The following is a 24,744-nucleotide window of genomic DNA, read 5'->3' as shown; positions in this document are numbered from 1 at the left end:
GTATGAGCATCACCGCCGGAAACAAGGAACACCCGCACAGAAAACAGTCGACGCAAACCTTGCTGGGATTCTTATTCGACCTGCTGGAAATCCCCAGCCAAGCCCAAGGCATCCGGGAGCGTTGGCTGGACTCAGTCAGCGACGACAGCCAGACAGCGCTGAGCCGCATCGGTGACCATTTGGGTTTGAATATGGAGAGCACGCTGCTTACGCCGATTGCGGCCGCCAACGCCTCATCCCCGCATACGCCGCTGCTCACCAGCCTCTCGGATGGCTGCGGCTGGCTGGTGTTGTGCGGATTTCGCGGCGGCAAAGTCAGAGTGGCCCTTGCTCAAGGCGAGGTGATCGAAGAGCGCTACGTCAAACCGGCTGACATCGCCGCACTATTGGGCCGAAGCGACGCCGGCATCAGCGAGTGGCTGTTAGTGCAAGCCCAGGCGCCGCTGGAGAATGCCGTCAGCCAAGACCATCACAACCACATGCCGCCATTTAGCCGCTTGCTGGAGCTGTTACGCGCTGATCGCCACGATCTCTGGTTATTATTGGGTTTGGCTTTGGGCTCCGGATTGTTGGCGCTGGCTTCGCCGGTGGCGGTGCAAGCGCTGGTCAATACCGTAGCGATGGGCGGTATGGGCCAACCTTTGATCGTATTGGCGACCATACTGTTTTTCTTTCTAAGCTTCGGCGGTGCGGTTTTTGTGCTGGAATCTTATCTGGTGGAGATCGTGCAGCGGCGGATTTTTGTACGGCTGGCCGCCGACTTGGCCTATCGCTTGCCCAGGGTGCGCAGCGATGCCTACGACAGCCAACACGGCGCGGAACTGGTCAATCGCTTTTTCGATGTATTGACCTTGCAGAAAGCCGGCTCTGCACTGCTCTTGGACGGTTTGAGCACCGTGGTGCAAACTTGCGTCGGCCTGATCATGCTGGCTTTCTATCACCCCTTCCTGCTGGCCTTCGATGTGGTGTTGCTGTTATCTATCACGGCAATAATATTTTTGTTGGGCCGCGGCGCGGTCACCACGGCGATTCAGGAATCGATCAGCAAATATGCCTTGGTCGCCTGGCTGGAAAGCGTTGCCGGGAATATTCAAACCTTTAAATTCGGTAACGGTGCAGTGATGGCCGCCAACCGCACCGACCAACTCTCGCTGGACTATTTAACGGCCAAACGCCAGCATTACCGCGTGCTGCTGGGCCAAGTCATCGCCTCCGTGGCGCTGTACGCCATCGCCAGTACGGCCTTGTTGGCTATCGGCGGCTACTTGGTCATAGACGGCCATTTAACTTTGGGGCAATTGGTGGCGGCGGAACTGATCGTCTCGTCAGCTTTGCTAGCCTTGATCAAATTCGGCAAACACCTGGAAGGCTTTTACGACTTGATGGCCGGCACGGACAAGATCGGCCATTTGCTGGATTTGCCCTTAGAAGATTCGGCCGAGTTGGACGCAGAATTTAACGGTCCGGCGTCACTCACAATCAGCGGCTTAAAATTCGGCTTCGGCGCGCAGCGGCCATTATTCTCGGATTTTGCGCTGCACATTCAGCCTAGCGAAAAAGTCGCGATTTCAGGCGGTCCCGGCAGCGGTAAAACCGCGCTGGTGTCGCTAATCAGCGGGATGCGGCAAGCACAAGCCGGCCGGATACAAATCAACGGCCAAACACTGGATGAGCTGCGCCTGAGTACTTTGCGGCAAAACATCGCCGTCGTCAGCCGACTGGAGATATTTCACGATAGCCTGCTGGAAAATATCAGGCTTGGCGATGCGAACCTGAGCGTTGCCGATGTCCAAGAGGTCTTGGCCAAAGTCGGCTTAACTAGCTTGGATTTGGATACCGTCATGAGTCCCGGCGGCTCGCCACTTGCCCACAGCCAAGCCATACAAGTCATGCTGGCTAGAGCCATCATCGCCCGGCCGACTTTGTTGATCGTGGATGGCATACTCGATGGCTTGGATAGCGGTTTACAGCAACAGTTGGCATCCGCACTATTTGCCGCAGACGCGCCCTGGACCCTACTGCTGCTGACCGGATCCAAAGAATTGGCCGCACTTTGCGGGCGCGAGATAATTTTGCCGGGAGCCGCCCATGACTGAGTTACAGATCAGGCTGTCCGCGCTATCGGCAGCCCATACTCCTCGCCTGGTCAGTAGTCTAGCGCGGGCTTGCGTCTGGTTATTTCTGTTGACCCCTCCAGCCTTGCTGCTCACCCCGTGGCAACAAAACATCAACGGTATCGGCCGGGTCTCCGCCTTTGCGCCGCTGGAACGCCAACAGAACTTGGATGCGCCGGTTTCCGGCCGTATCGTCAGTTGGCATGCCAAAGAAGGCGCCAAAGTGAAGGCCGGCGATTTACTGATGGAAATCACCGATGTCGATCCGGAATTGCTGGAACGCTTACAACAACAACGCGCGGCAGCCGCAGCGAAATTGGCAGCCAAAGAAGACGAGCTGCGGGCGTATCGCCTGCAAATCGATAATTTGATTGCTACCCGCGATTTACAAGTGGCTACCGCGCAATACCGGCTGGATGTGGCACGGCAACGTGCGCGCTCCGCCAGTGAAGCCATTGCCTCCGCCCGTGCCACGCTGGAAACGGCCAGCGTGCAAACCCAGCGTCTGCAAAGATTGATCGGCGACGGCCTGGTATCCCAACGCGATTACGAAGTGGCACAACGCGACGGTATCGTCGCGCAACGCAGCTTAAACAGCGCCCAAGCCAGTCTGGAAGGCGCTTTGGCCGAACAACGCGCCGCCGAAGCCGAAATCGGCCGAATTCGCGCCGATGCCCAAGCCCGTATCGACTCGGCGACGGCCTCTGCCAACAAAACCCAAAGCGAACTGGAAGACAGCCGCAGCAGCCTGTTAAAGAGCGAAGTGGATGTTTCCCGCCAGCAATCCCAACAAATCAGAGCGCCGCGCGACAGCAGCATCCTCAGGCTGCTGGCCAATCCGCAGAGCGACATTGTCAGACAAGGTGATCCCTTGCTGGTGTTGGTGCCTGATATGGATGTGAAAGCCGTGGAACTGTGGGTAGACGGCAACGATGCCGTATTGATCACCCCAGGCCGGCATGCACGTCTGCAATTCGAAGGCTGGCCGGCCTTGCAATTCGCCGGCTGGCCCGAAGTAGCCGTCGGTACCTTCGGTGGCTTAGTAGCCTTCGTGGACTCCACTGACGACGGCAAGGGTAAATTCAGGGTGCTGATCGTGCCCGATCCCAACGACCGCCCCTGGCCGACAGAACGCTTCGCCCGCCAAGGCGTGAGAGTAAAAGGCTGGGTGTTGTTGAACCGGGTAACGATGGCTTACGAATTGTGGCGGCAACTGAATGCCTTTCCGCCGCAGATGACTATGGAAGCGCCTGCGACCGATTTGGTCAGGCAAAAACTGAAATAAGCGCTCATGAATCGTTTCGCATCCCGTCAACACCCATCAGGGGCTACGGCCAAACACTTGCAAGCCTGCCGGCGGCGCATCGGCGCACTCTTGCTGATACCTTTGCTGGTCAGTTGCGGACAATATCTCGACACCAGCCCCGACCGGAAACTGGTCAAGCGCGTGGAAGAACGCCTGAAACCTGATGAGGGTTTACCGCTACCGGCGATTTCGCAACTGCCGCCGCAAACTGTGGAGCAGGCCTTGCCCAAGTTTAAGGAAGGCCGGCCCAAGTCGGCGACTATCCTGCCGCCTCCCAGCGCGACGAAGCCGGAATTACCGAAGGCAGCACCGGAAGCGAGCAAGCAATTGTCCATCACTGCGGTGCGCAGTATGGCTTTGGAAAATAACCTGGATTTAAAAATCGCCCAGGCCGATCCAAAAATCGCCGCCACTTCAGTCAGCGAAGAGCAAGCCAAATTCGACGATTTGATCTTCGCCAAGGCCAAATACGGCAAGAAAAACACCCCGGCGCAAAATCTGGATGTCGTCAGCTTTACGCCGGTGGATCCCACTTCGCCGCTGAAAAATGAAATCGACAAACTCACCGCCGTGCCGCAGGAAACCGAGGTGCTGGATATGGAAGCCGGTATCGTGATTCCGTTGCGTACCGGCGCCAAAATTACCGTCAGTTCACCGTTCGACGGCAAACGGCAGTTTCGCGGTGTCGCTTCGGACCAGTATCAAAATGCGCTGCGGTTTTCCATCAGCCAGCCCTTACTGCGCGATGCCGGGATTTCCAATAACGTCGCCGGCATCCGCATCGCCCGTTACGAACAACAAGCCGTCGACGTAAAAACCCGTCTGCAGGCGATTCGGGTGTTGGCCATGGTTGAGCGCGCTTATTGGAGTCTGTATGTGGCTTGGGGCGAATTGGACGTGCGCCGCCAGCAATACGAAAACGCCTCCAACAATCTGAGCATGGTCAGGAAGCGCGTGGCGGAAGGCTTGACAGCCAACGTGGAAATCAACCGGGCCGAAATCGGCGTGGCCGAGCGGCTGGAGTCTTTGATCATCGCCGAAACCAGCCTGAAAACCCGCCAGCGCCAACTGAAATTGTTATTAAACGCGCCGGACCTGGATCTGGATTCACAAACGCTGCTGATTCCCGAGACCTCGCCGACCCTGCTGGAATTTAATCTGGACCGCGAGCAATTGGCGCAACGCGCGCTGGACGGCCGCCTGGAATTGCTGGAACTGGAATTAAAGCTGGCCGCTGACTTGACCAAAATCGACTACCTCAGCAATCAAACCCTGCCGATGTTCATGCTGGATTACAACTACGCCGCACTGGGCCGCGATACGGCGTCCTACGGTGGCGCTTTTGATCAGACCTTGAGCGGCAATTATTCGGATTGGTCGGTGGGCGTACGCATGGAGATCCCACTCAGCAACGAGCTGCGCCGCGCCCGTCTGGATCGGGCCGTGCAAGAACGCATGCAACGTCTGACCACGCAACAACTGCGCGAATTGAGCGTACGCCGGGAAATCTACGACTCGCTGGATCAAATGAGCCAGAACTGGCAGCGGATTTTAGCCACCCGGCAAAACGTGGTACTGGCCGGTTTGAATTACGACGCAGAACTGAAACAATTCAAAGAAGGCTTGCGGACCATGACCGAGGTACTGGAAACCCTGACCCGGCTCGGTGAAGCGCAATTACGCGAAGTGCGCGCCATCGGCGATTATCAAGTGTCGATGATAGATCTGGCGTTTGCTACCGGCACCTTGCTGGGACATAGCCGGGTGGATTTGGGCCTGAGCGCGAGTGCTCAGTAACAACGGCAGTGAGTCAATGTAAGCGATAAAAGCCGCGCGTTTATCGCTTACCGGTCTGATGTTGGAAAACGACGGTTAGTGATGGCAACCTGAACCGTGGATATGGCCGTGAGCCACTTCGTCGGCTGTGGCCGGTCTGACATCCATGACTTCCACGTCAAACGTCAAATCTTCACCGGCCAATGGATGGTTGCCGTCGATGGTAATATCGTCGCCGTCGATCTCCACGATGGTAATGATGCCCGGACCATGGCTGACATCGGCGTGAAATTGCATCCCGACTTCAATATCCATCCCGTCGAACATTTTCTTGGAAACAACTTGAATCATTTCTTCGGAGACTTCGCCGTAGGCTTGATCGGCAGCGATGGTGACGTTGAATTTATCGCCCGCTTGCTTGCCGTTTAAAGCGGCTTCCAAACCCGCAATGATGTTGCCCGCGCCATGCAAATACAACAAGGGTTCCTCGCCTCTGGAACTGTCCAGCTGCTCACCGTCTTGGTTGGTTAAGGTATAATGTATGGAAACAGCCGTTTTGTCTGTGATTTGCATATGCGTATTCGCTAGATGAAAAAAGCCGACATCATATAACCTTTTCCCCGAAAAAACATGTCACGCTGGCGACCGCCCCGCCCCAAATCTTCACCTTACATCACCGCCGAAGGCTATCGGACCCTGGAAACCGAGTTGAAACAGCTTTGGGAACGGCGCAAGCACGTAACCATAGCCCTGTCCGCCGCCGCTGCGGAAGGTGATCGTTCCGAGAACGCAGAATACATCTACCGCAAAAAAGAACTACGAGAAATCGACCGGCGTATTCATTATCTGCAAAAGCGCTTGCCGTCGTTGACTGTCGTGTCCGAGAAGCCGAGCAATCGCGATCAGGTATTTTTCGGTGCCTGGGTGACTTTGGAAACGATGGATGGAGAGGAAATCACCTACCGCATCGTCGGTGCCGACGAAATCGATACTACGGGTGGTTTGATCAGCCTGGACTCACCTCTGGCGAAAGCCTTATTGAAGAAGATGCTGGACGACGAAGTGACAATCCGCCATGCCGAGCAGGAAACGCGGTATTACATTACCGCGATCAAGTATTAAGATGAGTACGCAAGCCGCCTTTACCCGATTCAAGTGGTTCGTGATCATTCTGCTGCTGACCATCGTCGAAATAGGCCCCTTTCCGCTGATGGGTTTGACGCTACTGTATGTCATCGCGTTCCGCCCACGCTGGTTCAAGGCGTTGGTCGATCAGATCTATTCATGAGCTGCGCGCAATACCTGTTTGTCTACGGTACGCTGCGCAGAAACCCGGACGATCAAACTCAACACCCATTTCTAGACGATTGCGATTACATAGGCCCTGCGTTTATGCACGGCGATTTGTATGAAATCGATAATTATCCAGGCGCCGTAACCCGCGGCACAACGCAGATCAAAGGCGAACTGTACTTACTTGGCACCCCCGAACACACACTGTCTGTATTGGATATTTACGAAGAATGCGCCACGCATTTTCCGCAGCCGCATGAATACATCCGCCGCCAACTTTTAGTAAACCTGCCCGACGGACAAAGCGTTTGCGCTTGGACCTACCTATACAACCGTCCGACGACCGGTTTGCAGCGGATCTTAAGCGGCGACTATCTTCATCATCTCAAGGACAAAACATGATCAGCATTATCCAGCGCGTGACTCAAGCCAAAGTCACGGTCAACTGCAACGACATCGGCGTGATCGGCACCGGCATTATGGCGCTGGTGGCTGTCGAGAAAGCCGACACCCCCAAGCAAGCGGACCGCTTGCTGGAGCGGATTTTGAATTACCGCATCTTTGCGGACGCGGACGACAAAATGAATCTGAGTCTGCGCGATATTCAAGGCGGCCTGCTGCTGGTACCGCAATTTACCTTGGCGGCCAACACCGATACCGGCAACCGGCCCAGTTTTGCCTCGGCCGCGCCGCCGGCAATGGGCCGGGAATTATTCGCGTATTTGCAAAAGCGCGCGCTGGAGATTTACCCAAGCAGCCAGTTCGGCGAATTCGGCGCCGACATGAAAGTAGCGTTGATCAACGACGGCCCGGTGACTTTTACCTTACGTTGTCTGGAAAAGTAATTTTGCATACCGTTTGGATTCGGGAATCACTGCCTGACCGCTCACCCGGTCGAATTACCAACCCGCCCTTAAATATTATCGCTCCCGCAAAGGCGCAAGCTCAGCCGCTAGAGTGGATTCGCCGTAAGATGTAACGGCTCCCGCCTTCGCGGGCGTGACAAACCCAAGGAAATTGAGGAACGGCTTGGCAGTCACTGTCAGATAGGCGCGCTCGCCAATAAATTATTCTGTGTTAAATAACACAATTTTATTTGCCTAACGTGCACCTTACCCCTACAATTGCGCCTCCTTTATCACCCACAGAGAAATACTTATGAAAATTCAACATTTGCTAATCGCCTTAACCTTGCCGGCTTTGCTGACCCTGACAGGCTGCGAATCCGCAAAACCGGTCGAAGCAACTGCTGAGCCTGCGGTCGTGACGCCTGTAACCGCTGCACCGGCTGAAACTGCTGCCCCCGCGCCAGCGGCGGCACCCGCCATGTCTCCGGAACATTGCGCTAAACATAAAGCCGATGCCGCAGCGCACAATTGCGTTGAACATTGCGCCAAACACAAAGGTAAAAAAGGCAAAGCTTGCCTGAAACATTGTGCCGACAAAGCCGCAGCCGAACACGATTGCGCGAAACATTGCGCCGATCACCCAGGTGCTAAAGATAAAGTCTGCGCCCAACATTGCGCGCAAGATGCCCATGCCAGCGCCCACCAATGCGGTGCCGAGCATTGTGCCCATCACGAAGCCGCCGCTGCCGCCAATTGCAGCAGCCACCATTGCGCCCATCATCAAGGCGGCGCAGCCCATGATTGCAGTGCGGATCATTGCAAAAAGCACGGCGGCGACATGGCCGATTGCTGCGGCTCCGCGCATAAATGCGATAAATAATCTGTAACCTCAGATCCGATTGGGCCTCACTGCGGTGATGTAGTGACCGCAGTTAGGCCCAGTCAAACCAGTCCAGCCCGCTCGAAAAGCCCCCTACCGCCCTCTTCACTCGGCTAGATCCAGCCTCTTAACTCTCTCCCATTTATTCTTTAGCCGACGAGCGCATCTTTTAGATTGCCGAATCGTTTACATCTGCGCTAAATTCTCAAACTGTGCCACCTCAGGCGGCCGGACATTTTTATGCAGCAACAGAGGAACTTATGGCCGAATCCAATCAAAATCCCGCTATCGCCGCCGCGATCATTGGTGTCATCGGCTCGATCAGTGTCGCTATTATCTCTAACTGGGATAAATTGACTGGACAACAAAAGGCCGTAGAATCGCCGCCGGCACAGCAAACCGTGACGGCAATTTCTCCGCCGATTGCCCCGGCAAAACCGGCAGTAGTGGAGCCTGTGCCAGTCATCAACATCAGCGGCGACTGGTATAACCCCGCCGCGCCTACCGCAGGCGGCACCCACATCAACCAACAGAGCGACAGTTTTGAATTCCAGGGCTGGGGAATGTTGGCGCAAGGCGTGGGCTATACATCAAAAGGCAGCGGTAATCTGATCGGGCAAACCCTGACTTACGATTACACCGCGCAGTACCAAAACGGCTGGGTTTCGAAGGGCAATTGCACCGGCACGGTAACGCCGAACGGCGCGAAGATTACCGCAACCTGCACCGATACCATCATGGGTACCTACGTGTCGGCAGGCGTGCGGCAATAAGACGGGACAAGGGGCAGACCACCATCCCAGGGGAATGGCAGTCTACTCTTGAACTAACACATCTAACGAATGGCTAACAGTGCTCTTAACACATCAACGCGGCTAATCATGCCGACAAACTGATCGTTTTGAAAAACCGGGAAACTCCTGGTCGGCGATTCCTGAAATTTGCTGGCGACATCCACCAGACTGGCATCGGCACTCACAAATTGCGGGTCTTTGCTCATGAACTCACCTACTTTTCCAGCCATGCTTTGGTTGTAAGCGGATTCGACAAACACCTTCATGCCGTCTTTTTCGGAAAATATCCCCACCAACTTACCGTGTTGGTCCACAACCGGCACGCTGGTTACTTTGTGGTCCAGCAAAATCTTAACAGCCTGAGAAATTTCGGTATCGGGGGTAACGGTAACGATTTTGGTCGACATGTAATCGACTACAGCTATTTTGGCTAGCATGGTGTACCTCCTGTTATTATTTTTTATTCTACACTTGGACAGCCTCGGGACCGACCGGTTCGGCGACCAGCTGACTTCTGCCCTATGCGATTATTATAAAAATTCCCCACACTAGCTAGCTTTATTATTCCAAAGCAGCAGCCACCGAAATACCGGTTGATTTCGGCGTCGGCCACCCATTCCGGGCTAACGAATTAATGCTGCCCCCCCACCCGCAAACTCCTTGTAACGGCCATTTTCAGTAATGTAGGAATTTTCTGCCAGACCGTTGAGATTTGCGTTCCCGGCCGTGCGGATACGACGACATTCAACGGCGGGCTTTGTAAGTTGCAAAATGATTATGCAACTCGCGTATCAGTCTAAACTTGTGAAACCGCACATTGACGTTTCTGCTGAAAATGGATACCGCTTATGCTTGATCGCCATAGTAATCAGTCCGCACCCCAGGACTTTTCCTTACGCAAACTGTTGACCGTACTGACCGCCACGGTGGCTTTATTGCTGATAGTCGGCAATATGTTTGTGTGGCTTAGCCACGGCAAACTGGAAACAGCGGAAGCCGAAAAACAACGTCTGATAAATGCGACGCTGGCATTTAAAAATGTTCGCTATCACGTCGTACAAATCCAGCAATTTCTCACCGATGCATCAGCGGTAGGCGAAGACGATTACAGCGACGCCTTGGCGGAAAAAAATGCCGCTCACGCGGAACTGACGAGTTTACTGGCGATGATGCCGGACATGAACCCGGCGATTAAGGACGCCGATAACGCCGTGACAGAGCTTTATGCCACCGGCGAACACATGGCTAACGCCTATTTTCAGCAAGGCCGTGAAGCCGGCAACCTGATCATGAAAGCGCCGGAAAATGGCTTCGACGCGGCTTCGGAAATTCTGGCCAACAAACTCAATCAGCTTGCCGGCAGCGTGGAACAGCAAGCCAACGCCGCCTCACAGCAGCAAAATCAGATGCAAAGCCAGATGTTTACGGTCAGCGCCACCGTCGCCGGCCTGGCTTTGCTTTTGATAGTCACCGCCAATATCTGGCTGACGCGAAAATTATTTAGCGTGTTGGGCGGCGAGCCCAGCTATGCGTCGAAAATTGCCGGCAGTATCGCCAAAGGCCAATTAGACATCAAAGTCGCCACTGAGAAAAACGATACCAACAGCCTATTGGCGACCATGAAGCTCATGGGCCAGGAACTAACCCGCCATATGCGCGAGATCAACGCGGTTAGCAAGCAAATCGGCCAGTCTTCCTACCAAATATCCAATATTTCCGGCGGTATTTCCAATGCCAATCGCTCGGAACAAGCTAGATCATCCGAGGTAAAAACCGCTACCGAACAATTACGTAGCACCACCGAAGAAGTCGAACGCTTTTCCGTTGAGATTCGCCACCGCACCCAGCAAACGCAAAACACGGCACAAAAAGGCATTGTCGCCGTTAACGAAAATCTTGATGAAATGCGCCGGGTTGTGAAGGAAGTGGAAAACGCGGAAGCTAAAACCGTGGCGCTGCGCCAAGCTAATCGGCAAATTCAGGATATTACCACCACCATCCGCAACATCACCGAGCAAACCAATCTACTGGCCTTAAACGCGGCCATCGAAGCCGCCAGAGCCGGTGAATACGGCAGAGGTTTTGCGGTGGTAGCCGATGAAGTGCGGAAACTGGCGCAAAACGCTTCCGGCGCGACCGCCGAAATTGCCAGCATTATTGGCGAATTAACCAAAATCATCGAAGAAAATACTCTGGCGATGGGCTCCATCATCCAGACCACCAAACAGGGCATGGAAAAAGCCGAAACCACCAGTGTAGTGATTAGCGAAATAGTCGGTCAGATAGCAGAAAATGCGGGTACGGCGCAGCAAATCTCCCAGGTGTCCAAATATCAACTGGAAAACGTCAACCAATTGCAGACCCGGGTAGAAGCTTTATTCGACGCGCTGGGGCAGAACGAATCCAAAGTGCACATCACCCGAACCATCAGCGACGATCTTTACGTGGTGACCGAAAAAATGCGTACTATGCTGGAACACTTTAGCTTCGATGCGCAGTGGACGGCGACTCCCGCCGCCAACGAGAACCGCAAATTTCCGCGCAGCAGCCAATACTTGCTGGCCCATGTCGAAATCGCCGACTTAGTTCTCGACGGCGTCACTGCTGATTTCAGCATGTCCGGTGCCTGTTTGCGTCTGCCTGTGGAACTGCCCTGCCCGCTGAATAGCTCGATTGCTATTCAGCTGCGCATTCCGTACGACAATATTCAGCAATATGAATCGCAACTACCGCTGGAACTGATGTGTAGCATAGTGTGGTACAAGCCTATCGATGGCGAGCACCACTACGGGGTTAAATTCAACGAATTCATGCCGCCGGAAACCGCGCAGAGCTTAAAAGCCTGTTTTGCCTTTTTCAATCACTCCGCAACCTATTAACCACGGCTTGGAAATACTTAGTGCAAAAATTCAATCGAATTCGTTGCAGCATGGACATTTCCAATCGACATCGGCTGGCCGCGTCGGATGCACGTGATTCAGCAGTTTTTTCGAGCCGCCGAAATCATGATAGTTTTGGCAGACTTTTTCGAATGCGGCCTTGGGCGATGCGGCATAGCTAAACTTAAATTTGGGATACCTGCCGACATGTTGCTTCAAGCGGGCGTTTAGGTCGGTTTCCGAACGGCCGACGTATTTGACGACAAACTTATTGGTTTTTTGATTAATAATGCCCAAGGCGTAATTGCCTTCGGCGCTTTCCGTAATTAATTCGTTGATTTTGGCATTGCTCAAATCGTAAGCCCCTTGCATATCAAGTGAAGCCATAGTTCCTCCAGTAGCGTCTCGCTATTCTTATAATCAAGTCGTAGGTCTGGCAAATATGCCTGATGACAGGATAATACTCTTATCTGGCCCAAGTATTACTTTAAATATTGCAAGTTCAGTCCGACGCCTTTGTAAGGCGCTGCCGATCAGACAGAACATAGCGCTTGGGATTAGTGAATTTTACAGCTGCCCACAACCAGGAGTCGGGATGCATCGCTTGATATTGTCGGGATGTTTGATCAGTGTGGTTAGTTGGCTGCTGGCCTTCCCGGCGCACGGCACCAATTGGCAAGTCGGCCCGCAGCGCGCGCTTAAGCTGCCTAGCGCGGCTGCAAGACTCGCCAAAGACGGCGATGTGGTCAGCATCGATGCCGGGCTATACCAGGGCGACGTCGCCAGTTGGCCGCAGCAGCGCTTGACCATACGCGGAATGGCAGGCGGCGCCCACCTGGAAGCACTTGGCAATTCAGCGGAAGGCAAAGCGATTTGGGTACTAAAAGGCAATGACACGGTCGTTGAAAATATCGAACTTTCCGGGGCCAGCGCACCGGCGCTGAACGGTGCCGGCATCCGCTTCGAAGGTACTCATCTGACTCTAAGGAATTGCCATTTTCATCATAACCAGATGGGTATCTTGACCGGCGTTAACCCTGACAGCGACATCTTGATTGAAAATTCGGAGTTTAACGACAACACCGTCGATTATCCGCGCTACGGTAAACTCGGCCATAACATCTACATTGGCAATATCCGCCGTTTTACCCTGCAAAATTCTTATATCCACGATGCCAGCACCGGCCATAACGTCAAATCGCGGGCCAGGGAAAACTATATTCTTTACAATCGCATCACCGACGAGCGTAACGGCTCCAGCTATTTGGTGGACTTACCGGATGGCGGTGCCGGCTACTTGATTGGCAATCTGTTTCATCAAAGCGCCAACACCGAAAATGCCGCGATGCTGGCTTTTGCCGCCGAACACAACCAAACTCAGCCGAATCAACAGCTATATCTGGTGAACAACACTTTCGTCAACGATTACCCCGGCGGCTCGTTTCTGCATAATCACAGTATTGCCACCGCGATGTTAATCAACAATCTGTTGATAGGCGAAGCCACCGCCATGATTGGCCCCAACCAGGAAAACCACGACCTCAAGGCTAAGGCCAACGTGTTACTTGATCCGGCAAGTTACGATTACCGCCTGAAACCTAATGCGCCGGCAATCGATCAGGGCATCTCCCCCGGACTCGCCGCCAACGGGATGCTGCTTAATCCCCAATTTGTCTATCGCCATCCGCGCGGCAGCGAAAAACGCCGCCAACAAGGACCGCTTGATGTGGGCGCCTACGAATTTATCGCCAAACAGCCCGATTAAACCTCAGCTGAACAAAGCCAAGGCCTTTTTCAACGTTGACCACACACCCCAACTGAGCGGGATCAGTACATAAAGCCAGAATACCGCCAACAGCCAGGGGCTGGAAGATTTGCCCGATTCGGAGTTATTCATAAAAAGTGCCCTGCCTTACTTAATGTTCGGCTTCGTCAGCCGGATAAATACCGTCCAGCTCGTCGAAATCGCCGTGTTTCATATGATGTTTCTCATGCACCGGGCGGATCGATAGATTGGCGATAAAACCCACCACCAATAGTCCGGCCATAATGTACATGGTGACGTTGTAGGCATCGGCCTTAGCCACGCCCTGGCCTATTTGATATTCGCGAATGTAATTCACCAACACCGGCCCCAACACGCCAGCGGTTGACCAAGCGGTTAATAAGCGGCCATGGATTCCGCCGACAAAGCGCGTGCCGAAAATATCCGCTAAATAAGCCGGAATCGTCGAAAAACCGCCGCCGTACATACTCATGATCAAGGCGTACAGCAACACGAACAGCGCCATATTGCCGCTCATACCCATGGTAGGTATGGTGGAATACAAGCCAGCGCCCACCGCGAAAAAAATAAAATAGGTGTTTTTACGCCCGAGATAATCCGACGCCGACGACCAAAAAAACCGCCCGCCCATATTGAACAAACTCAGCAAACCGACGAAACCGGCCGCCGAGGCCGGCGTTACCGAGCCTTTAAACATCTCCTGTATCATCACCGAAGCTTGCCCCAGCACACCGATACCGGCCGTCACATTCAGGCACAGTACCAGCCACAGCAAATAAAATTGCGGGGTTTTTAAAGCTTGGTCGATATGCACGTGCTTATCGGTGATCATTTTGTTTTGCACCAGCGGCGGCGTCCATCCCGCAGGCTGCCAATCAGGCGGCGGGATGCGGATGGTCAATGCACCTATCAGCATCGAACAAAAATACAGGCCGCCCATCACCAAAAATGTTTGCACTACGCCAACCGATTCGGCCGATTTAAACTGGTCCATCAGCAACACCGATAAGGGCGCGCCTATCATCGCCCCGCCGCCGAAACCCATGATAGCCATACCGGTCGCCATACCGCGCCGGTCGGGAAACCATTTGATCAACGTCGATACCGGCGACACATAGCCCAAACCCAAACCAATACCGCCAATCACCCCATAACCCAGATAAATCAGCCAAATTTCATGCAGGTGCACGCCCAGTGCGGAGATTAAAAAACCACCGCCAAAACAGCAAGCCGCAACGAACATCGTCAGGCGTGGCCCGACTTTTTCCAGCCATTTACCGCCGAACGCCGCCGACAACCCTAAAAACACAATCGCCAGGCTGAATATCCAGCCCAGCGTCGTCAGCTTCCAATCCTCCGGCGCGGAGGTACCGATGCCTATTACCCGAGTCAATGGATCGTTGAACACACTGAACGCATAGGCTTGGCCGATGCACAGATGCACCGATAAAGCCGCCGGCGGCACTAACCAACGGCTATAGCCGGGCTGCGCGACGCTATGTTGTTTGGAAAAAAATCCCGACATACTTGAATCCATTGTTTAACTAAATTTTTGATAGTGGCGTTTTACCGCAGCGCCGGCCCATGCGGCATTTTAGCATTGCCGGCCGGTGGGCTTTAAGTCAAATATCCGCGGACCTAAATCAGTACCAAGCCGGCGAAACAAGCCATATACCGCGAAACCGTCCATTTATCTAACATAGATTAATTAAAAAACTCAGCCCTTATGCCCTGCAACACCCGCCGTGTTGGGACTTCCGTTCCCGGCACACTAATTGCTGCCACCCAAAAGCCTTCTAACTTCTAAATACCTGATAAAAACAATGAAAAAAACCAAGTTACAGGATTTTCCAGTTGCCCAACCCGGCCACCTAGCAGGCGTCGCCGCCTTGCTGTTTTCGCTGCACGGCATCGCTCACGCTGCCGAGCCATCGCCGACCGAGGATCTAAAAACCAGCGAGACCAACAGCAAAACCAAAACGGCCAGAACCACTAGCCAAAGCCAAACCAGCGACACCACCACTACACTGGATACAGTCACCGTAGCGGGAACGGCTCCCTTTAATCCACCCAACCAAAAACCGCAACTGGATACCGAAGCCGCTACCGGCAGCCGCCTGGGCCTGACACCTCGCGAAACGCCGGCTTCGATCACGATTATTGATCGGGCAACTTTCGAAAAGCGCGGCGCGCAGACTACGCAGGAAGCCTTGGAAAGAGCCCCAGGCATCATCGTATCGTCGCAACCCGGCTCGGCGGGCTCGGTGTCGATGCGGGGTTTCACCGGTTCGCAAATCACGCAGCTGTTCAACGGCATTACCGTGCAATATGATGTCGTGGCCGCCCGCCCCATCGACAGTTGGCTCACTGATCGCGTCGAAGTCTTGGGTGGGCCGTCCACATTTTTATACGGCCAAGGTGCAGTAGGCGGCTCGGTCAACTATGTCAGCAAAATTGCGCATCGCGGCCCGGATGAACATCACGGCTTAGTTTCGCTGGGAGAATACTTAAATCGCCGGGCGTCCTACGGTTTCAACGGCCAACTCGGCAATACCGATAACTGGCTGCAAGCCGACATCAGCTATTTGGGTTCCGAAGGCTATATCGACCACACGGAAGCCGATTCCGGCGTGATGTCGTTTTCCTTGTTAAGCGACATTACGTCCAAACTGTCGCACACCATCGCCTTCGAGCATCAGATGGAAGACCGCGATTCTTACTGGGGCACGCCGGTGCTGAATCCGGTCGTCAACGGTAGAATAGTCCCCTGGGGTACCGCCGGTTTAGGGCCCACCGAAGGCCAAATAGACCCCGGCACCCGCTTTAAAAACTATAACGCCAGTGGTTCGGTATTTGATCAGCAGGTGTTTTGGTTACGCGACATTGTCGACTATCAACTGTCCGATAACACCCAATTCAAAAACACCTTTTACTATTACAAAGCGGATCGCCAGTATTTAAACGTAGAAGGTTACGACTGGAACAGCACGAATTCGCTGATTACCCGCAATAAATCGTTTGCGGTAAATCACGATCAAGCCTTGGTCGGCAACCGATTCGAAATCGTGCATAGCAGTAATTGGTTCAGCCTGCCTTCGAAAATTTCGGCCGGGGTCGACATTGCCTACAACAAGCAAACCCGCGCACCCAGCATGGAAAGCTCGACAGGCACCGTCAGTATCGTTAACCCATACAATTTCAGCACCGGCACCTACTACGACAACCCTCTGGCCACCGGGCCAATCTCCAACGCCCGCAACGAACTGTATACCGTCGCCGGTTATGCCGAAAACCGCCTGACTCTGGTGCCCGATTTAAACTTGATCACGGGCGTGCGGGTAGACGATATTCGTCTGGATGCGAAAAATTTACGTACTTCCTTTGTGCCTCCGACCGCCACCAGCCCCGCCGCTTTCGGCCGCCGCTGGACGGCTGTAACTTGGCGGGCAGCGTTGATGTACGACATCACCTCCACCTTTAACGTCTACGCACAATACAGCACCGCAGCCGATCCGCCGTCCGGCATTTTGACCACCGGCACCTTCGCCGCGCTGCAAGACTTCGATCTCACCACCGGCCGGCAAGCGGAGGTGGGTACCAAATTCGATTTTTGGGACGGCAAAGGCTCGGCGACACTGGCAGGCTATTACATCGAACGGAAAAATCTATCGATAACCGATCCGACGGACCGAAATCGGCAGTTACCGATTGGCGCACAGTCCTCTGGCGGTGTAGAGGCCAATATCGGGGTACAACTCACCGACGAATGGAGCGTGCAAGGCAACATGGCCTACGTCGATGCCCAGTACGACAAATTCCTGGAAACCGTCGGCACCAGCACGGTCTCAAGAAAAGGCAATCGGCCGGCCAATGTCGCCAAATGGGTGGCTAATGCCTGGCTGACCTGGGATTTCGATGCCGACTGGCAATGGAATTTTGGCTCGCGCTACGTCGGCGACCGTTTCGTCGATACCGCCAACCTGATCAAAACCCCGGCTTATGCGGTATTCGATACCCAACTGTTCTGGAAATTTAATCCAAAAGCCACGGTCACCGCGCGGGTTAAAAACCTGTCCGACGAGCAATACGTCGAATGGGGTAGCGGCGGTAACGCCCCGTTATTTTTCGTCGCCGCACCGCGTACCTTCATGATGGAATTGAAAGTAGACTTTTAATGCTCAACGGGCTAAAGCGCAATCTATATCTGGTTCACCGTTGGCTGGGTATAGCCTTGTGCTGTTTCATGGCCATGTGGTTCGTATCCGGCGTCGTGATGATGTATGTCGGCTACCCCAAACTGACACCACAGGAAAAGCTGAGCGCCTTGCCTGGCTTGGCGGCTGAGCGCTGCCGCATCAACCTTGCACAAGCATTGGAAGCTAGTGCTCAAGCCAAAAGTCCCGATAGCGTGCGCTTGACCAGCGTGGCCGGCGCGCCGCGTTATGTATTTGCTTACGGCAAAACCCAAATCGCCGTGGATGCCGAAACCGGGAACCGTGTCGATCAGGTGACGCCGGCCCAGGCCTTAGCGTCAGCCGGCAGCTTTCTGGCGACGGCTGACGGCTATTATCTGGATCGCATCGACGAAGACGCCTGGACGCATTCCAAAGCGCTGGACGAACATCGGCCGCTGCACCGCGTGCAAATGGCCGACGAGCAAGCCACGCTGCTTTATATTTCCAACACTACCGGCGAAGTGGTGCGCGATGCCACTCGCCACGAACGCACCTGGAACTGGCTGGGCGCCTGGATTCATTGGCTATATCCGTTTCGCGGCGGCGCTTTGGATCGTTACGCGGCGGACATTGTCATTTACACCGCGCTGGCCGGTTCGGTATTAAGTTTGCTTGGCCTAATCGTTGGCATACTGCGTTGGCGTTTTCAGGGCCGTTACAAACATGGCACAAAAACCCCATACCGCGAGGCCTGGATGCGGTGGCATCACCTGCTGGGATTGGGCTTTGGCGTAATCGCCTTCACTTGGATACTCAGTGGCTTATTTTCGATGAATCCGTGGAAAATATTCGACTCCACCGCCGCCAAACCCAAGCTCCAGACCTACATGGGCGGAGACATTTCGCCGCAGTATTTCCCGTTGTCCGCAGCGGAAGCCTTGGCGCGTTTTCAAAATACCGGGTTTCAGCCGCGGGAAATCGAATGGCGCGTACTGAACGGCCAAGGTTTTTACATTGCTTTTGATGGTCAGGGCCGCAGCCGTATCCAGACGGCGCAGACTGATAGCCGGGTTTTCGAGAAATTCGAGTGGCCGGCCCTGCAAACCGCAGCCGAACGGCTCATGGCTCCGAATAAAATTGCCAGGCAAAGCGTGTTAAACGAATACGATTTTTACTACTACAGCCGCGCCGCGCATACCATGACCGGGCACATCGACAAACGTTTGCCTATCCTGCGTTTGGAATTTGCCGACGCCGACAGCACCTGGCTGCATCTCGACCCCTACACCGGTCACTTCAGCAAACTCGATGCCGGTAGGCGCGTCAGCCGCTGGCTATTTGCCTTTTTACACAGTTGGGACTGGCTGCCTTTACTGAACAATCGGCCTGTCTGGGATATTGTGTTGATAGTATTCAGCACCGGCGGCTTGTTGATTAGCGCAAGCGGCATCGTCATCGGCTGGCGGCGTGCGAAGCGCAAGCTGGCTATTCATTAAGCCAACCCACGAACACCGATGCTTCCAAGCAGGCGGGAGCCACCCATCCCTTATCAGCGCTCCCCAAGCCTGATCGGCTTAGTCGATAACCGTTAGAAAACGTCAGCCAAAACGCTTATTCTGTCGGCACGTTTAACCTCGCCGGGTAGTCCCCTTCTACCAAAACGCCAAAATGCTACGGATACTAAAACCATGAACGACTCAAGAACCCGCTTGGACAGAATCAATACCCGGATTAGAAACAACCCGCTGCTGTCATTGTTGATTGCAGTCAGCACGCTGGTTATTGGCCTTTCGACGTTTACCAACGCCACCCGGAATCTAATAGATCTGTTAAGCGGCGCAGAACAGCGGCCGGCAATCAACGGATTATGGCAAGCCCAAGTCAGCTATGACTGGCCGAACGCTAATTATCAAGAGCGATTCGATTTCGCCGGTAGCGATACGCAGCTATATGGCAGCGCTACATTTACCGGCAGCCCAAACGGCATTTTAGAAGGCGAGATCGCCGGAGGCACCTTGCGTTTTATCACCAAAACCCCGGAATCGCTGGGATCAGGTCCCACACAACAGGCTATCCATCGGTATCAAGGCAAAATGGCCGGCGATGAAATTAAATTTGTGATGCAAACTGAAGGCGGTTATTCGACGCACGTGCCTGTTGAGTTTACCGCGAAGAGAACCGGCAATCCGGCGCTTCAGCCGTCAGCTAACTGATATTTGCGCAGAACAGCAAAGTGACAGGCTTCGCGCCGCTGCCCCTGGCGGCATTTCCAAGTAGACAGCACGATCCGGTGTTTGCGATCTAAAAATATGATCTGAGTTGATTGGCTCGCTCGCAAATTGAATGATTTGGCGAAATGCCACCATAACAGTTATGCGCTTTTTCAAGCCATACAGATTTCATTTCACTAAATCTGTACTTAAAAATTAGGCAATAAACTGAATCTGTTTGGCTTTTTCCTAGCTTAGTAAAGTATTCACCGTCGACCAGGCAACGCTGGCGGCCAGAAATACGTCCCTGTATCCATCCCGCCGATACAGGGCATTTTTTACTAACATCCAGGAGAACTTCATGCCCGCAGTCACCGCACCAGCACATCAAAAAGGCGATTGTTTTGTCGATTTCGAAGAAAAAGTATTTGAAGACGTCAAAGCCGAGCCAGGCCAGAAAGCCTTGGTCAAATTCCATACCGTCGCCTTTGAAGGATCGATCGGCTTCGTCAATCTGCTGCAAGCCACCCGTTTGCAACGCAAAGGCTTCGAAACCTCCATCCTGCTATATGGTCCGGGCGTGACATTGGGTTTGCAACGCGGTTTTCCGCGCCTGGGTGACGAATCATTTCCCGGCCATCAAAACTACGCCAATCAGCTTGCCAAATTCATCGAAGAAGGCGGCAAAGTCTATGCCTGCCGCTTTGCCTTGCAAGCCCTGTATGGTCATGGCGAACCCAGCCTGTTGCCGGGCATCCGTCCGATCAGCCCACTAGATGTGTTAGACATCGTGTTACTGCACCAGCGCGACAACGCCTTCATCCTGGATACCTGGACTTTATAAACCGTAACGCCGAACCCTTCATCGAGAGGGCGTCGTAAAAACCAAAATGTAGGTTGGGTTAGCGTAGCGTAACCCAACAAAATCAAATTGTTGGGCTTCATTGCATTCAGCCCAACCTACGTTTTGAGCTTGTTGATCATCCACAGGAGAAAAAAGTGACCAATCCCAACATCGTCAGAGCGGCGGCGGTACAGATTGCGCCGGTGTTCGAATCCGCCACCGCCACCGGCGACAAGGTTTGCCAAGCCATCAGCGACGCCGCCGCGAAAGGCGCACAAATCGTGGTGTTCCCGGAAACCTTCGTGCCTTATTACCCCTACTTTTCCTTCGTGATGCCGCCGGTCACCCAGGGCCGAGAACACTTGAAGCTTTACGATTACGCGCCGACGGTACCTGGCCCGATTACCGACGCGGTCGCGGCGCAAGCCAAGGCGCATGGCATTGTGGTGGTGTTGGGCATCAACGAGCGTGACCACGGCAGCTTATATAACACGCAACTGATTTTCGATGAAACCGGCCGCCTGGCGCTGAAACGCCGTAAGATCACCCCGACTTATCACGAACGCATGGTTTGGGGTCAAGGTGATGCCTCGGGCTTAAAGGTCGTGCAAACCGGCATCGGCCGTATCGGCGCGCTGGCCTGCTGGGAACATTACAACCCGCTGGCCCGCTATGCGTTGATGGCCCAGCACGAGCAGATTCATTGCAGCCAGTTTCCCGGCTCCTTGGTCGGGCCGATCTTTGCCGAGCAAATTGAAGTGACGATCCGCCACCATGCGCTGGAATCCGGTTGCTTTGTCATCAACGCCACCGGCTGGCTCAACGATGAGCAAATCGACGCGGTCACTACCGAGCCAGCCCTGCAAAAAGCCCTGCGCGGCGGTTGCTGCACGGCCATCATTTCGCCGGAAGGCCAACATGTCGTCGAACCGTTACGGGAAGGCGAAGGCATGCTGATCGCCGATCTTGATATGAATTTAATCAGCAAACGTAAACGAATGATGGATTCGGTCGGCCATTACGCCCGGCCTGAGCTACTTAGTTTGCGCATAGCCGACAGGCCGGCAGTACCGATGTTCAGCGACCTGCCCGCCGTTTCATCTCACCCCATCCAGGAGAGCGACCGCGATGACGCTATCAGCACACACTAAAGTCGGCGTGGCAGAGCTGATCGCCGATTTGCAATCCTTAGGCTTACGCCTGGAAGGCAGCGAAGTCGGCATCACAGGACGGCGTGGCGGTGCCGGCCCTTCTGACCACAAAGCCGTTAACTTGTCGGGCCGAACCGTGATGATACCGATAGCCACGGTCTCGGCTTGCGAGTCGCCGTTCGTCGCCAGTCGGCCCGATGTCAACGGTATCAGCGAGATTCGCCGAGACGGCGCTGTGGTCAGCCACGTTCAATTCCCGCGCCAGCCACGTTTTTATGTTTTGCAAACGGTAGACGGCATTCCTTATTCGCAGATCGCCACGCTGCATTCGTCGGATGTGTTAGCGACCACGCTACTGCAATCCTGTATCCGTTTCGGCAACCGCAAAACATCCTGCCAGTTCTGCGCCATCGGTCAGTCACTGGCAGCCGGTAAGACCATATTACGCAAAACACCCGAACAATTGGCCGAGGTCGCGAAAGCCGCGGTCGAACTGGATCAGGTTAAACACATGGTCATGACTACCGGCACGCCGAATCTCACCGACAGGGGCGCGGCAATGCTCTGCGAAAGTGCCGAAGCTGTTAAAACAGCAGTCGATCTGGCGATTCAAGGCCAATGCGAGCCGCCGGACGACAACATCTGGTTCGAACGCATGAAGGCTTACGGCATTGATAGTTTGGGCATGCATCTGGAAGCGGTGACGCCGGCAGTGCGCGAACGCATCATGCCCGGCAAGGCCAGCGTGCCGCTGGACCGTTACATGGATGCGTTCGACGCCGCGGTGGCGGTATTCGGTCGCGGTCAGGTGAGTACCTATATCCTGGCTGGCTTGGGCGACACGCCGGAAGCGATTCTGTCGATGTCCGAACAGTTGATCGCCAAAGGCGTTTACCCCTTCGTGGTGCCGTTTGTGCCGATCAGCGGCACACCCTTGCAAAACCATCCGGCACCGACGCCGGCCTTCATGGCAAAAATCCTGCCGCCGTTGGGCGCGATGCTGAAGCAGGCGAACCTGCTGTCCCAAAACATGAAAGCCGGTTGCGCCAAATGCGCTGCTTGCTCGGCACTGGCCAGTTATGAGGTGTGAGATGTGGACAACCAACTTTAAACCGTTTTTTGCCAACGCTTACCTGATCAAATTCGTCACCGAAGATTGGGAACGCAAACAAATGCGGGCGCTACGCCAAGCCGTGTTCTGTGAAGAACAAGGTATTTTTGCCGGCGACGATCTGGACGACATCGACCACATAGCCACCCCTATCGTCGCCATCGCCTGCGTCGCTGGGTTGCCGGATCGCGTTGTCGGCACTGTGCGGATTCATCAGGAACAACCCGGCGTTTGGTGGGGCTCGAGGTTGGCGGTGGATCAAGATTATCGTAAACAAGGCAGTCTCGGTGCGGCTTTAATCAAACTGGCGGTTACCAGCGCCCATGCCCAGGGTTGCACCCGCTTTCTGGCGCAGGTGCAAAGCCGCAACCAATTGCTGTTCCGCCGACTGCACTGGAAAACCTTGCAGGAAATCGCGGTGCACGGGCGGCCGCATTATCTGATGCAAGCAGACTTGGCTTGGTATCCGCCTTATGCAGACGGCGCCATCGGTTTTGTAACGACCAGTCGGATCGCGGCATGAGTTCATTGACTGAATTGACCAAGAGCATCCAACAGGGCTTGGGGCTGGCGCATAAGCGCGACATCGCCGAGGTGGTGGGAAGACTCTATGGTTCCCACGCTCAGCGTGGGAACCCAGCCCCGGACGCTCCAGCGTCCCGAACCGCGGAGCGGTTCAGTCTGCATTCCCACGCGCAGCGTGGGAACGATAGTGCCGTAGCGGTCGGCGATGACTGCGCAGCCATCCCCGACGGCGACGGCTTCCTGTTGCTGGCAAGCGAAGGCTATTTGAATGACTTCGTCGCCACCCAGCCCTGGTTCGCCGGCTATTGCGGCGTGATGGTCAACGTCAGTGATATTTATGCTATGGGCGGTCGGCCTATCGCCGTCGTCGATGCCATCTGGAGCGACGGTGAAAATCAAGCCAAACCGATCCTGGAAGGCATGGCAACCGCCTCGCAAGTTTATGGCGTACCGGTGGTTGGCGGCCATAGCAACTTGCGTAACGACCGTCCGCAATTATCGGTAGCTATCCTGGGTCGGGCGCAAAAACTGTTGAGCAGTTTCGCCGCCAAACCGGAACAACAACTGCTGGCAGCCATCGATTTGCGCGGCCATTTTCGCGAACCCTATTTGTGGTGGGACGCCAGCACCGGCGCGCCACCGGAACGTCTACGCCAAGATTTGGAAATCCTGCCAACACTGGCCGAAACCGGCCTATGCGATGCCGCCAAGGACATCAGCAATGCCGGCGTAATCGGCACCTTATTGATGCTGTTGGAGTGCTCCGGTTTGGGCGGCGTGATCGATATTAACGCCATACCGCGTCCAAGCCACATCGATTTGGCAAGATGGTTGCGCTGCTTTCCCAGCTACGGCTTCGTGCTGAGCGTCGATACCCATGACACCGGCGACGTGATCGAACTGTTTAGCCTGCGCGGCATCGCTTGCGCGGCCATCGGCAAGACTGACGACAGTGGCCGGTTGCGGCTTAAAGCCGGCGACGCAGAGCAACTGCTCTGGGATTTAAACAGCGAAGCCCTGATCGGCTGCGGCCCAAACCGGCAGGACTAGCC

24 protein-coding genes are annotated in these 24,744 nt (G+C 54.6%); 19 read left to right on the top strand and 5 right to left on the bottom strand.

Going from position 1 to position 24,744, the window contains the following annotated elements; genetic code table 11:
• Window positions 1-2: 2 nt before the first annotated feature.
• From CWO84_RS04570 to CWO84_RS04560, 3 genes are read left to right on the top strand one after another with little or no spacing between them, the layout of a single operon-like run.
• Window positions 3-2,096, top strand: a complete 2,094-nt coding sequence (locus tag CWO84_RS04570) for an ABC transporter ATP-binding protein (RefSeq protein WP_101051895.1) — start codon at window positions 3-5, stop codon at window positions 2,094-2,096.
• Complete coding sequence (locus CWO84_RS04565; protein WP_033156670.1) at window positions 2,089-3,399, top strand: HlyD family efflux transporter periplasmic adaptor subunit; 1,311 nt, start codon at window positions 2,089-2,091, stop codon at window positions 3,397-3,399. The genes CWO84_RS04570 and CWO84_RS04565 overlap by 8 nt, the downstream gene beginning before the upstream one ends.
• 6 nt (window positions 3,400-3,405) lie before the next feature.
• Window positions 3,406-5,217, top strand: coding sequence for a TolC family protein (locus CWO84_RS04560; RefSeq protein ID WP_240617963.1), 1,812 nt, complete (start codon window positions 3,406-3,408; stop codon window positions 5,215-5,217).
• 75 nt (window positions 5,218-5,292) lie between these two features.
• Here CWO84_RS04560 and CWO84_RS04555 read toward each other — a convergent pair whose 3' ends face one another.
• Window positions 5,293-5,769: a peptidylprolyl isomerase gene (locus CWO84_RS04555; RefSeq protein ID WP_033156671.1), complete on the bottom strand. Its 477-nt coding sequence runs from the start codon at window positions 5,767-5,769 to the stop codon at window positions 5,293-5,295.
• A 57-nt stretch (window positions 5,770-5,826) separates the two neighbouring features.
• On the opposite strand from CWO84_RS04555, the gene greB reads away from it, so the two are divergent.
• The 6 genes from greB to CWO84_RS04530 all read left to right on the top strand — a co-directional run bounded on the left by greB (window position 5,827) and on the right by CWO84_RS04530 (window position 8,990).
• On the top strand, window positions 5,827-6,318 hold the full coding sequence (gene greB, locus CWO84_RS04550; RefSeq protein ID WP_101051894.1) for a transcription elongation factor GreB: 492 nt from the start codon (window positions 5,827-5,829) through the stop codon (window positions 6,316-6,318).
• A 1-nt stretch (window position 6,319) separates the two neighbouring features.
• A complete protein-coding gene (locus CWO84_RS24300; protein WP_165385942.1) occupies window positions 6,320-6,484 on the top strand; it encodes a hypothetical protein in 165 nt (54 codons plus the stop codon).
• Window positions 6,481-6,891: a gamma-glutamylcyclotransferase family protein gene (locus tag CWO84_RS04545; RefSeq protein ID WP_033156672.1), complete on the top strand. Its 411-nt coding sequence runs from the start codon at window positions 6,481-6,483 to the stop codon at window positions 6,889-6,891. The genes CWO84_RS24300 and CWO84_RS04545 overlap by 4 nt, the downstream gene beginning before the upstream one ends.
• Entirely contained in the window at window positions 6,888-7,334 is a 447-nt protein-coding gene (gene dtd, locus CWO84_RS04540; RefSeq protein ID WP_033156673.1) for a D-aminoacyl-tRNA deacylase, read from the top strand. Before CWO84_RS04545 ends, dtd begins: the two co-directional genes overlap by 4 nt.
• A gap of 313 nt (window positions 7,335-7,647) precedes the next feature.
• Complete coding sequence (locus CWO84_RS04535) at window positions 7,648-8,217, top strand: hypothetical protein (RefSeq protein ID WP_051669981.1); 570 nt, start codon at window positions 7,648-7,650, stop codon at window positions 8,215-8,217.
• Between the two features lie 260 nt (window positions 8,218-8,477).
• On the top strand, window positions 8,478-8,990 hold the full coding sequence (locus CWO84_RS04530; RefSeq protein WP_033156675.1) for a hypothetical protein: 513 nt from the start codon (window positions 8,478-8,480) through the stop codon (window positions 8,988-8,990).
• Between the two features lie 62 nt (window positions 8,991-9,052).
• On the opposite strand, the gene CWO84_RS04525 is transcribed toward CWO84_RS04530, so the two are convergent.
• Window positions 9,053-9,448 carry a CBS domain-containing protein gene (locus CWO84_RS04525; RefSeq protein WP_033156676.1) on the bottom strand — a complete coding sequence of 132 codons (396 nt, stop codon included), beginning with the start codon at window positions 9,446-9,448 and terminating at the stop codon, window positions 9,053-9,055.
• A gap of 411 nt (window positions 9,449-9,859) precedes the next feature.
• Between CWO84_RS04525 and CWO84_RS04520 the strand changes: the two genes are divergently transcribed.
• Window positions 9,860-11,890 (top strand): methyl-accepting chemotaxis protein, encoded by a 2,031-nt coding sequence (locus CWO84_RS04520; RefSeq protein WP_101051893.1) that lies wholly within the window; start codon window positions 9,860-9,862, stop codon window positions 11,888-11,890.
• 30 nt (window positions 11,891-11,920) lie between these two features.
• Here the strand turns inward: CWO84_RS04520 and CWO84_RS04515 are convergent, their stop codons facing one another.
• Entirely contained in the window at window positions 11,921-12,277 is a 357-nt protein-coding gene (locus CWO84_RS04515; RefSeq protein WP_101051892.1) for a hypothetical protein, read from the bottom strand.
• A gap of 208 nt (window positions 12,278-12,485) precedes the next feature.
• Here CWO84_RS04515 and CWO84_RS04510 point away from each other — a divergent pair, with 208 nt between their 5' ends.
• Window positions 12,486-13,655 carry a right-handed parallel beta-helix repeat-containing protein gene (locus tag CWO84_RS04510; RefSeq protein ID WP_101051891.1) on the top strand — a complete coding sequence of 390 codons (1,170 nt, stop codon included), beginning with the start codon at window positions 12,486-12,488 and terminating at the stop codon, window positions 13,653-13,655.
• A 3-nt stretch (window positions 13,656-13,658) separates the two neighbouring features.
• On the opposite strand, the gene CWO84_RS25135 is transcribed toward CWO84_RS04510, so the two are convergent.
• Window positions 13,659-13,787 (bottom strand): hypothetical protein, encoded by a 129-nt coding sequence (locus CWO84_RS25135; protein WP_256438971.1) that lies wholly within the window; start codon window positions 13,785-13,787, stop codon window positions 13,659-13,661.
• A gap of 19 nt (window positions 13,788-13,806) precedes the next feature.
• Window positions 13,807-15,201 carry an OFA family MFS transporter gene (locus tag CWO84_RS04505; RefSeq protein ID WP_033156678.1) on the bottom strand — a complete coding sequence of 465 codons (1,395 nt, stop codon included), beginning with the start codon at window positions 15,199-15,201 and terminating at the stop codon, window positions 13,807-13,809.
• Window positions 15,202-15,499: 298 nt separating this feature from the next.
• On the opposite strand from CWO84_RS04505, the gene CWO84_RS04500 reads away from it, so the two are divergent.
• From CWO84_RS04500 to CWO84_RS04465, 8 genes are all read left to right on the top strand, one after another.
• Window positions 15,500-17,851: a TonB-dependent receptor gene (locus CWO84_RS04500; RefSeq protein WP_101051890.1), complete on the top strand. Its 2,352-nt coding sequence runs from the start codon at window positions 15,500-15,502 to the stop codon at window positions 17,849-17,851.
• The gene (locus CWO84_RS04495) at window positions 17,851-19,347 is read left to right on the top strand and encodes a PepSY domain-containing protein (RefSeq protein ID WP_101051889.1); all 1,497 of its coding nucleotides are present in this window, start codon (window positions 17,851-17,853) and stop codon (window positions 19,345-19,347) included. The genes CWO84_RS04500 and CWO84_RS04495 overlap by 1 nt, the downstream gene beginning before the upstream one ends.
• 192 nt (window positions 19,348-19,539) lie before the next feature.
• Complete coding sequence (locus CWO84_RS04490; protein WP_101051888.1) at window positions 19,540-20,064, top strand: hypothetical protein; 525 nt, start codon at window positions 19,540-19,542, stop codon at window positions 20,062-20,064.
• A gap of 358 nt (window positions 20,065-20,422) precedes the next feature.
• Window positions 20,423-20,905: an MSMEG_0572/Sll0783 family nitrogen starvation response protein gene (locus CWO84_RS04485; RefSeq protein ID WP_101051887.1), complete on the top strand. Its 483-nt coding sequence runs from the start codon at window positions 20,423-20,425 to the stop codon at window positions 20,903-20,905.
• Window positions 20,906-21,060: 155 nt separating this feature from the next.
• Window positions 21,061-22,056 carry a Nit6803 family nitrilase gene (locus tag CWO84_RS04480; protein WP_101051886.1) on the top strand — a complete coding sequence of 332 codons (996 nt, stop codon included), beginning with the start codon at window positions 21,061-21,063 and terminating at the stop codon, window positions 22,054-22,056.
• A complete protein-coding gene (locus CWO84_RS04475; RefSeq protein WP_205800341.1) occupies window positions 22,034-23,146 on the top strand; it encodes an MSMEG_0568 family radical SAM protein in 1,113 nt (370 codons plus the stop codon). The genes CWO84_RS04480 and CWO84_RS04475 overlap by 23 nt, the downstream gene beginning before the upstream one ends.
• 1 nt (window position 23,147) lies before the next feature.
• Entirely contained in the window at window positions 23,148-23,690 is a 543-nt protein-coding gene (locus CWO84_RS04470) for an MSMEG_0567/Sll0786 family nitrogen starvation N-acetyltransferase (RefSeq protein WP_101051885.1), read from the top strand.
• Complete coding sequence (locus tag CWO84_RS04465) at window positions 23,687-24,742, top strand: sll0787 family AIR synthase-like protein (RefSeq protein WP_205800340.1); 1,056 nt, start codon at window positions 23,687-23,689, stop codon at window positions 24,740-24,742. The genes CWO84_RS04470 and CWO84_RS04465 overlap by 4 nt, the downstream gene beginning before the upstream one ends.
• Window positions 24,743-24,744: the final 2 nt, after the last annotated feature.

It is taken from the genome of Methylomonas sp. Kb3, from assembly GCF_002834115.1.
In the GTDB taxonomy this organism is placed as follows: domain Bacteria; phylum Pseudomonadota; class Gammaproteobacteria; order Methylococcales; family Methylomonadaceae; genus Methylomonas; species Methylomonas defluvii.
The sequence above is the reverse complement of the archived record's forward strand: the minus strand, read 5'-3'. Positions and strand labels throughout refer to the sequence as shown.

What these genes read in the sequence shown, in the direction of transcription:
- CWO84_RS04475 (WP_205800341.1), top strand. Translation starts at nt 22,034, where the DNA reads ATGACGCTATCAGCACACACTAAAGTCGGCGTGGCAGAGCTGATCGCC.
- CWO84_RS04570 (WP_101051895.1), top strand. Translation starts at nt 3, where the DNA reads ATGAGCATCACCGCCGGAAACAAGGAACACCCGCACAGAAAACAGTCG.
- CWO84_RS04465 (WP_205800340.1), top strand. Translation starts at nt 23,687, where the DNA reads ATGAGTTCATTGACTGAATTGACCAAGAGCATCCAACAGGGCTTGGGG.
- CWO84_RS04495 (WP_101051889.1), top strand. Translation starts at nt 17,851, where the DNA reads ATGCTCAACGGGCTAAAGCGCAATCTATATCTGGTTCACCGTTGGCTG.
- CWO84_RS04505 (WP_033156678.1), bottom strand. Translation starts at nt 15,201, where the DNA reads ATGTCGGGATTTTTTTCCAAACAACATAGCGTCGCGCAGCCCGGCTAT.
- CWO84_RS04520 (WP_101051893.1), top strand. Translation starts at nt 9,860, where the DNA reads ATGCTTGATCGCCATAGTAATCAGTCCGCACCCCAGGACTTTTCCTTA.
- CWO84_RS04555 (WP_033156671.1), bottom strand. Translation starts at nt 5,769, where the DNA reads ATGCAAATCACAGACAAAACGGCTGTTTCCATACATTATACCTTAACC.
- greB (WP_101051894.1), top strand. Translation starts at nt 5,827, where the DNA reads ATGTCACGCTGGCGACCGCCCCGCCCCAAATCTTCACCTTACATCACC.
- CWO84_RS25135 (WP_256438971.1), bottom strand. Translation starts at nt 13,787, where the DNA reads ATGAATAACTCCGAATCGGGCAAATCTTCCAGCCCCTGGCTGTTGGCG.
- CWO84_RS24300 (WP_165385942.1), top strand. Translation starts at nt 6,320, where the DNA reads ATGAGTACGCAAGCCGCCTTTACCCGATTCAAGTGGTTCGTGATCATT.
- CWO84_RS04470 (WP_101051885.1), top strand. Translation starts at nt 23,148, where the DNA reads ATGTGGACAACCAACTTTAAACCGTTTTTTGCCAACGCTTACCTGATC.
- CWO84_RS04510 (WP_101051891.1), top strand. Translation starts at nt 12,486, where the DNA reads ATGCATCGCTTGATATTGTCGGGATGTTTGATCAGTGTGGTTAGTTGG.
- CWO84_RS04490 (WP_101051888.1), top strand. Translation starts at nt 19,540, where the DNA reads ATGAACGACTCAAGAACCCGCTTGGACAGAATCAATACCCGGATTAGA.
- CWO84_RS04530 (WP_033156675.1), top strand. Translation starts at nt 8,478, where the DNA reads ATGGCCGAATCCAATCAAAATCCCGCTATCGCCGCCGCGATCATTGGT.
- CWO84_RS04500 (WP_101051890.1), top strand. Translation starts at nt 15,500, where the DNA reads ATGAAAAAAACCAAGTTACAGGATTTTCCAGTTGCCCAACCCGGCCAC.
- CWO84_RS04485 (WP_101051887.1), top strand. Translation starts at nt 20,423, where the DNA reads ATGCCCGCAGTCACCGCACCAGCACATCAAAAAGGCGATTGTTTTGTC.
- CWO84_RS04545 (WP_033156672.1), top strand. Translation starts at nt 6,481, where the DNA reads ATGAGCTGCGCGCAATACCTGTTTGTCTACGGTACGCTGCGCAGAAAC.
- dtd (WP_033156673.1), top strand. Translation starts at nt 6,888, where the DNA reads ATGATCAGCATTATCCAGCGCGTGACTCAAGCCAAAGTCACGGTCAAC.
- CWO84_RS04515 (WP_101051892.1), bottom strand. Translation starts at nt 12,277, where the DNA reads ATGGCTTCACTTGATATGCAAGGGGCTTACGATTTGAGCAATGCCAAA.
- CWO84_RS04565 (WP_033156670.1), top strand. Translation starts at nt 2,089, where the DNA reads ATGACTGAGTTACAGATCAGGCTGTCCGCGCTATCGGCAGCCCATACT.
- CWO84_RS04560 (WP_240617963.1), top strand. Translation starts at nt 3,406, where the DNA reads ATGAATCGTTTCGCATCCCGTCAACACCCATCAGGGGCTACGGCCAAA.
- CWO84_RS04525 (WP_033156676.1), bottom strand. Translation starts at nt 9,448, where the DNA reads ATGCTAGCCAAAATAGCTGTAGTCGATTACATGTCGACCAAAATCGTT.
- CWO84_RS04535 (WP_051669981.1), top strand. Translation starts at nt 7,648, where the DNA reads ATGAAAATTCAACATTTGCTAATCGCCTTAACCTTGCCGGCTTTGCTG.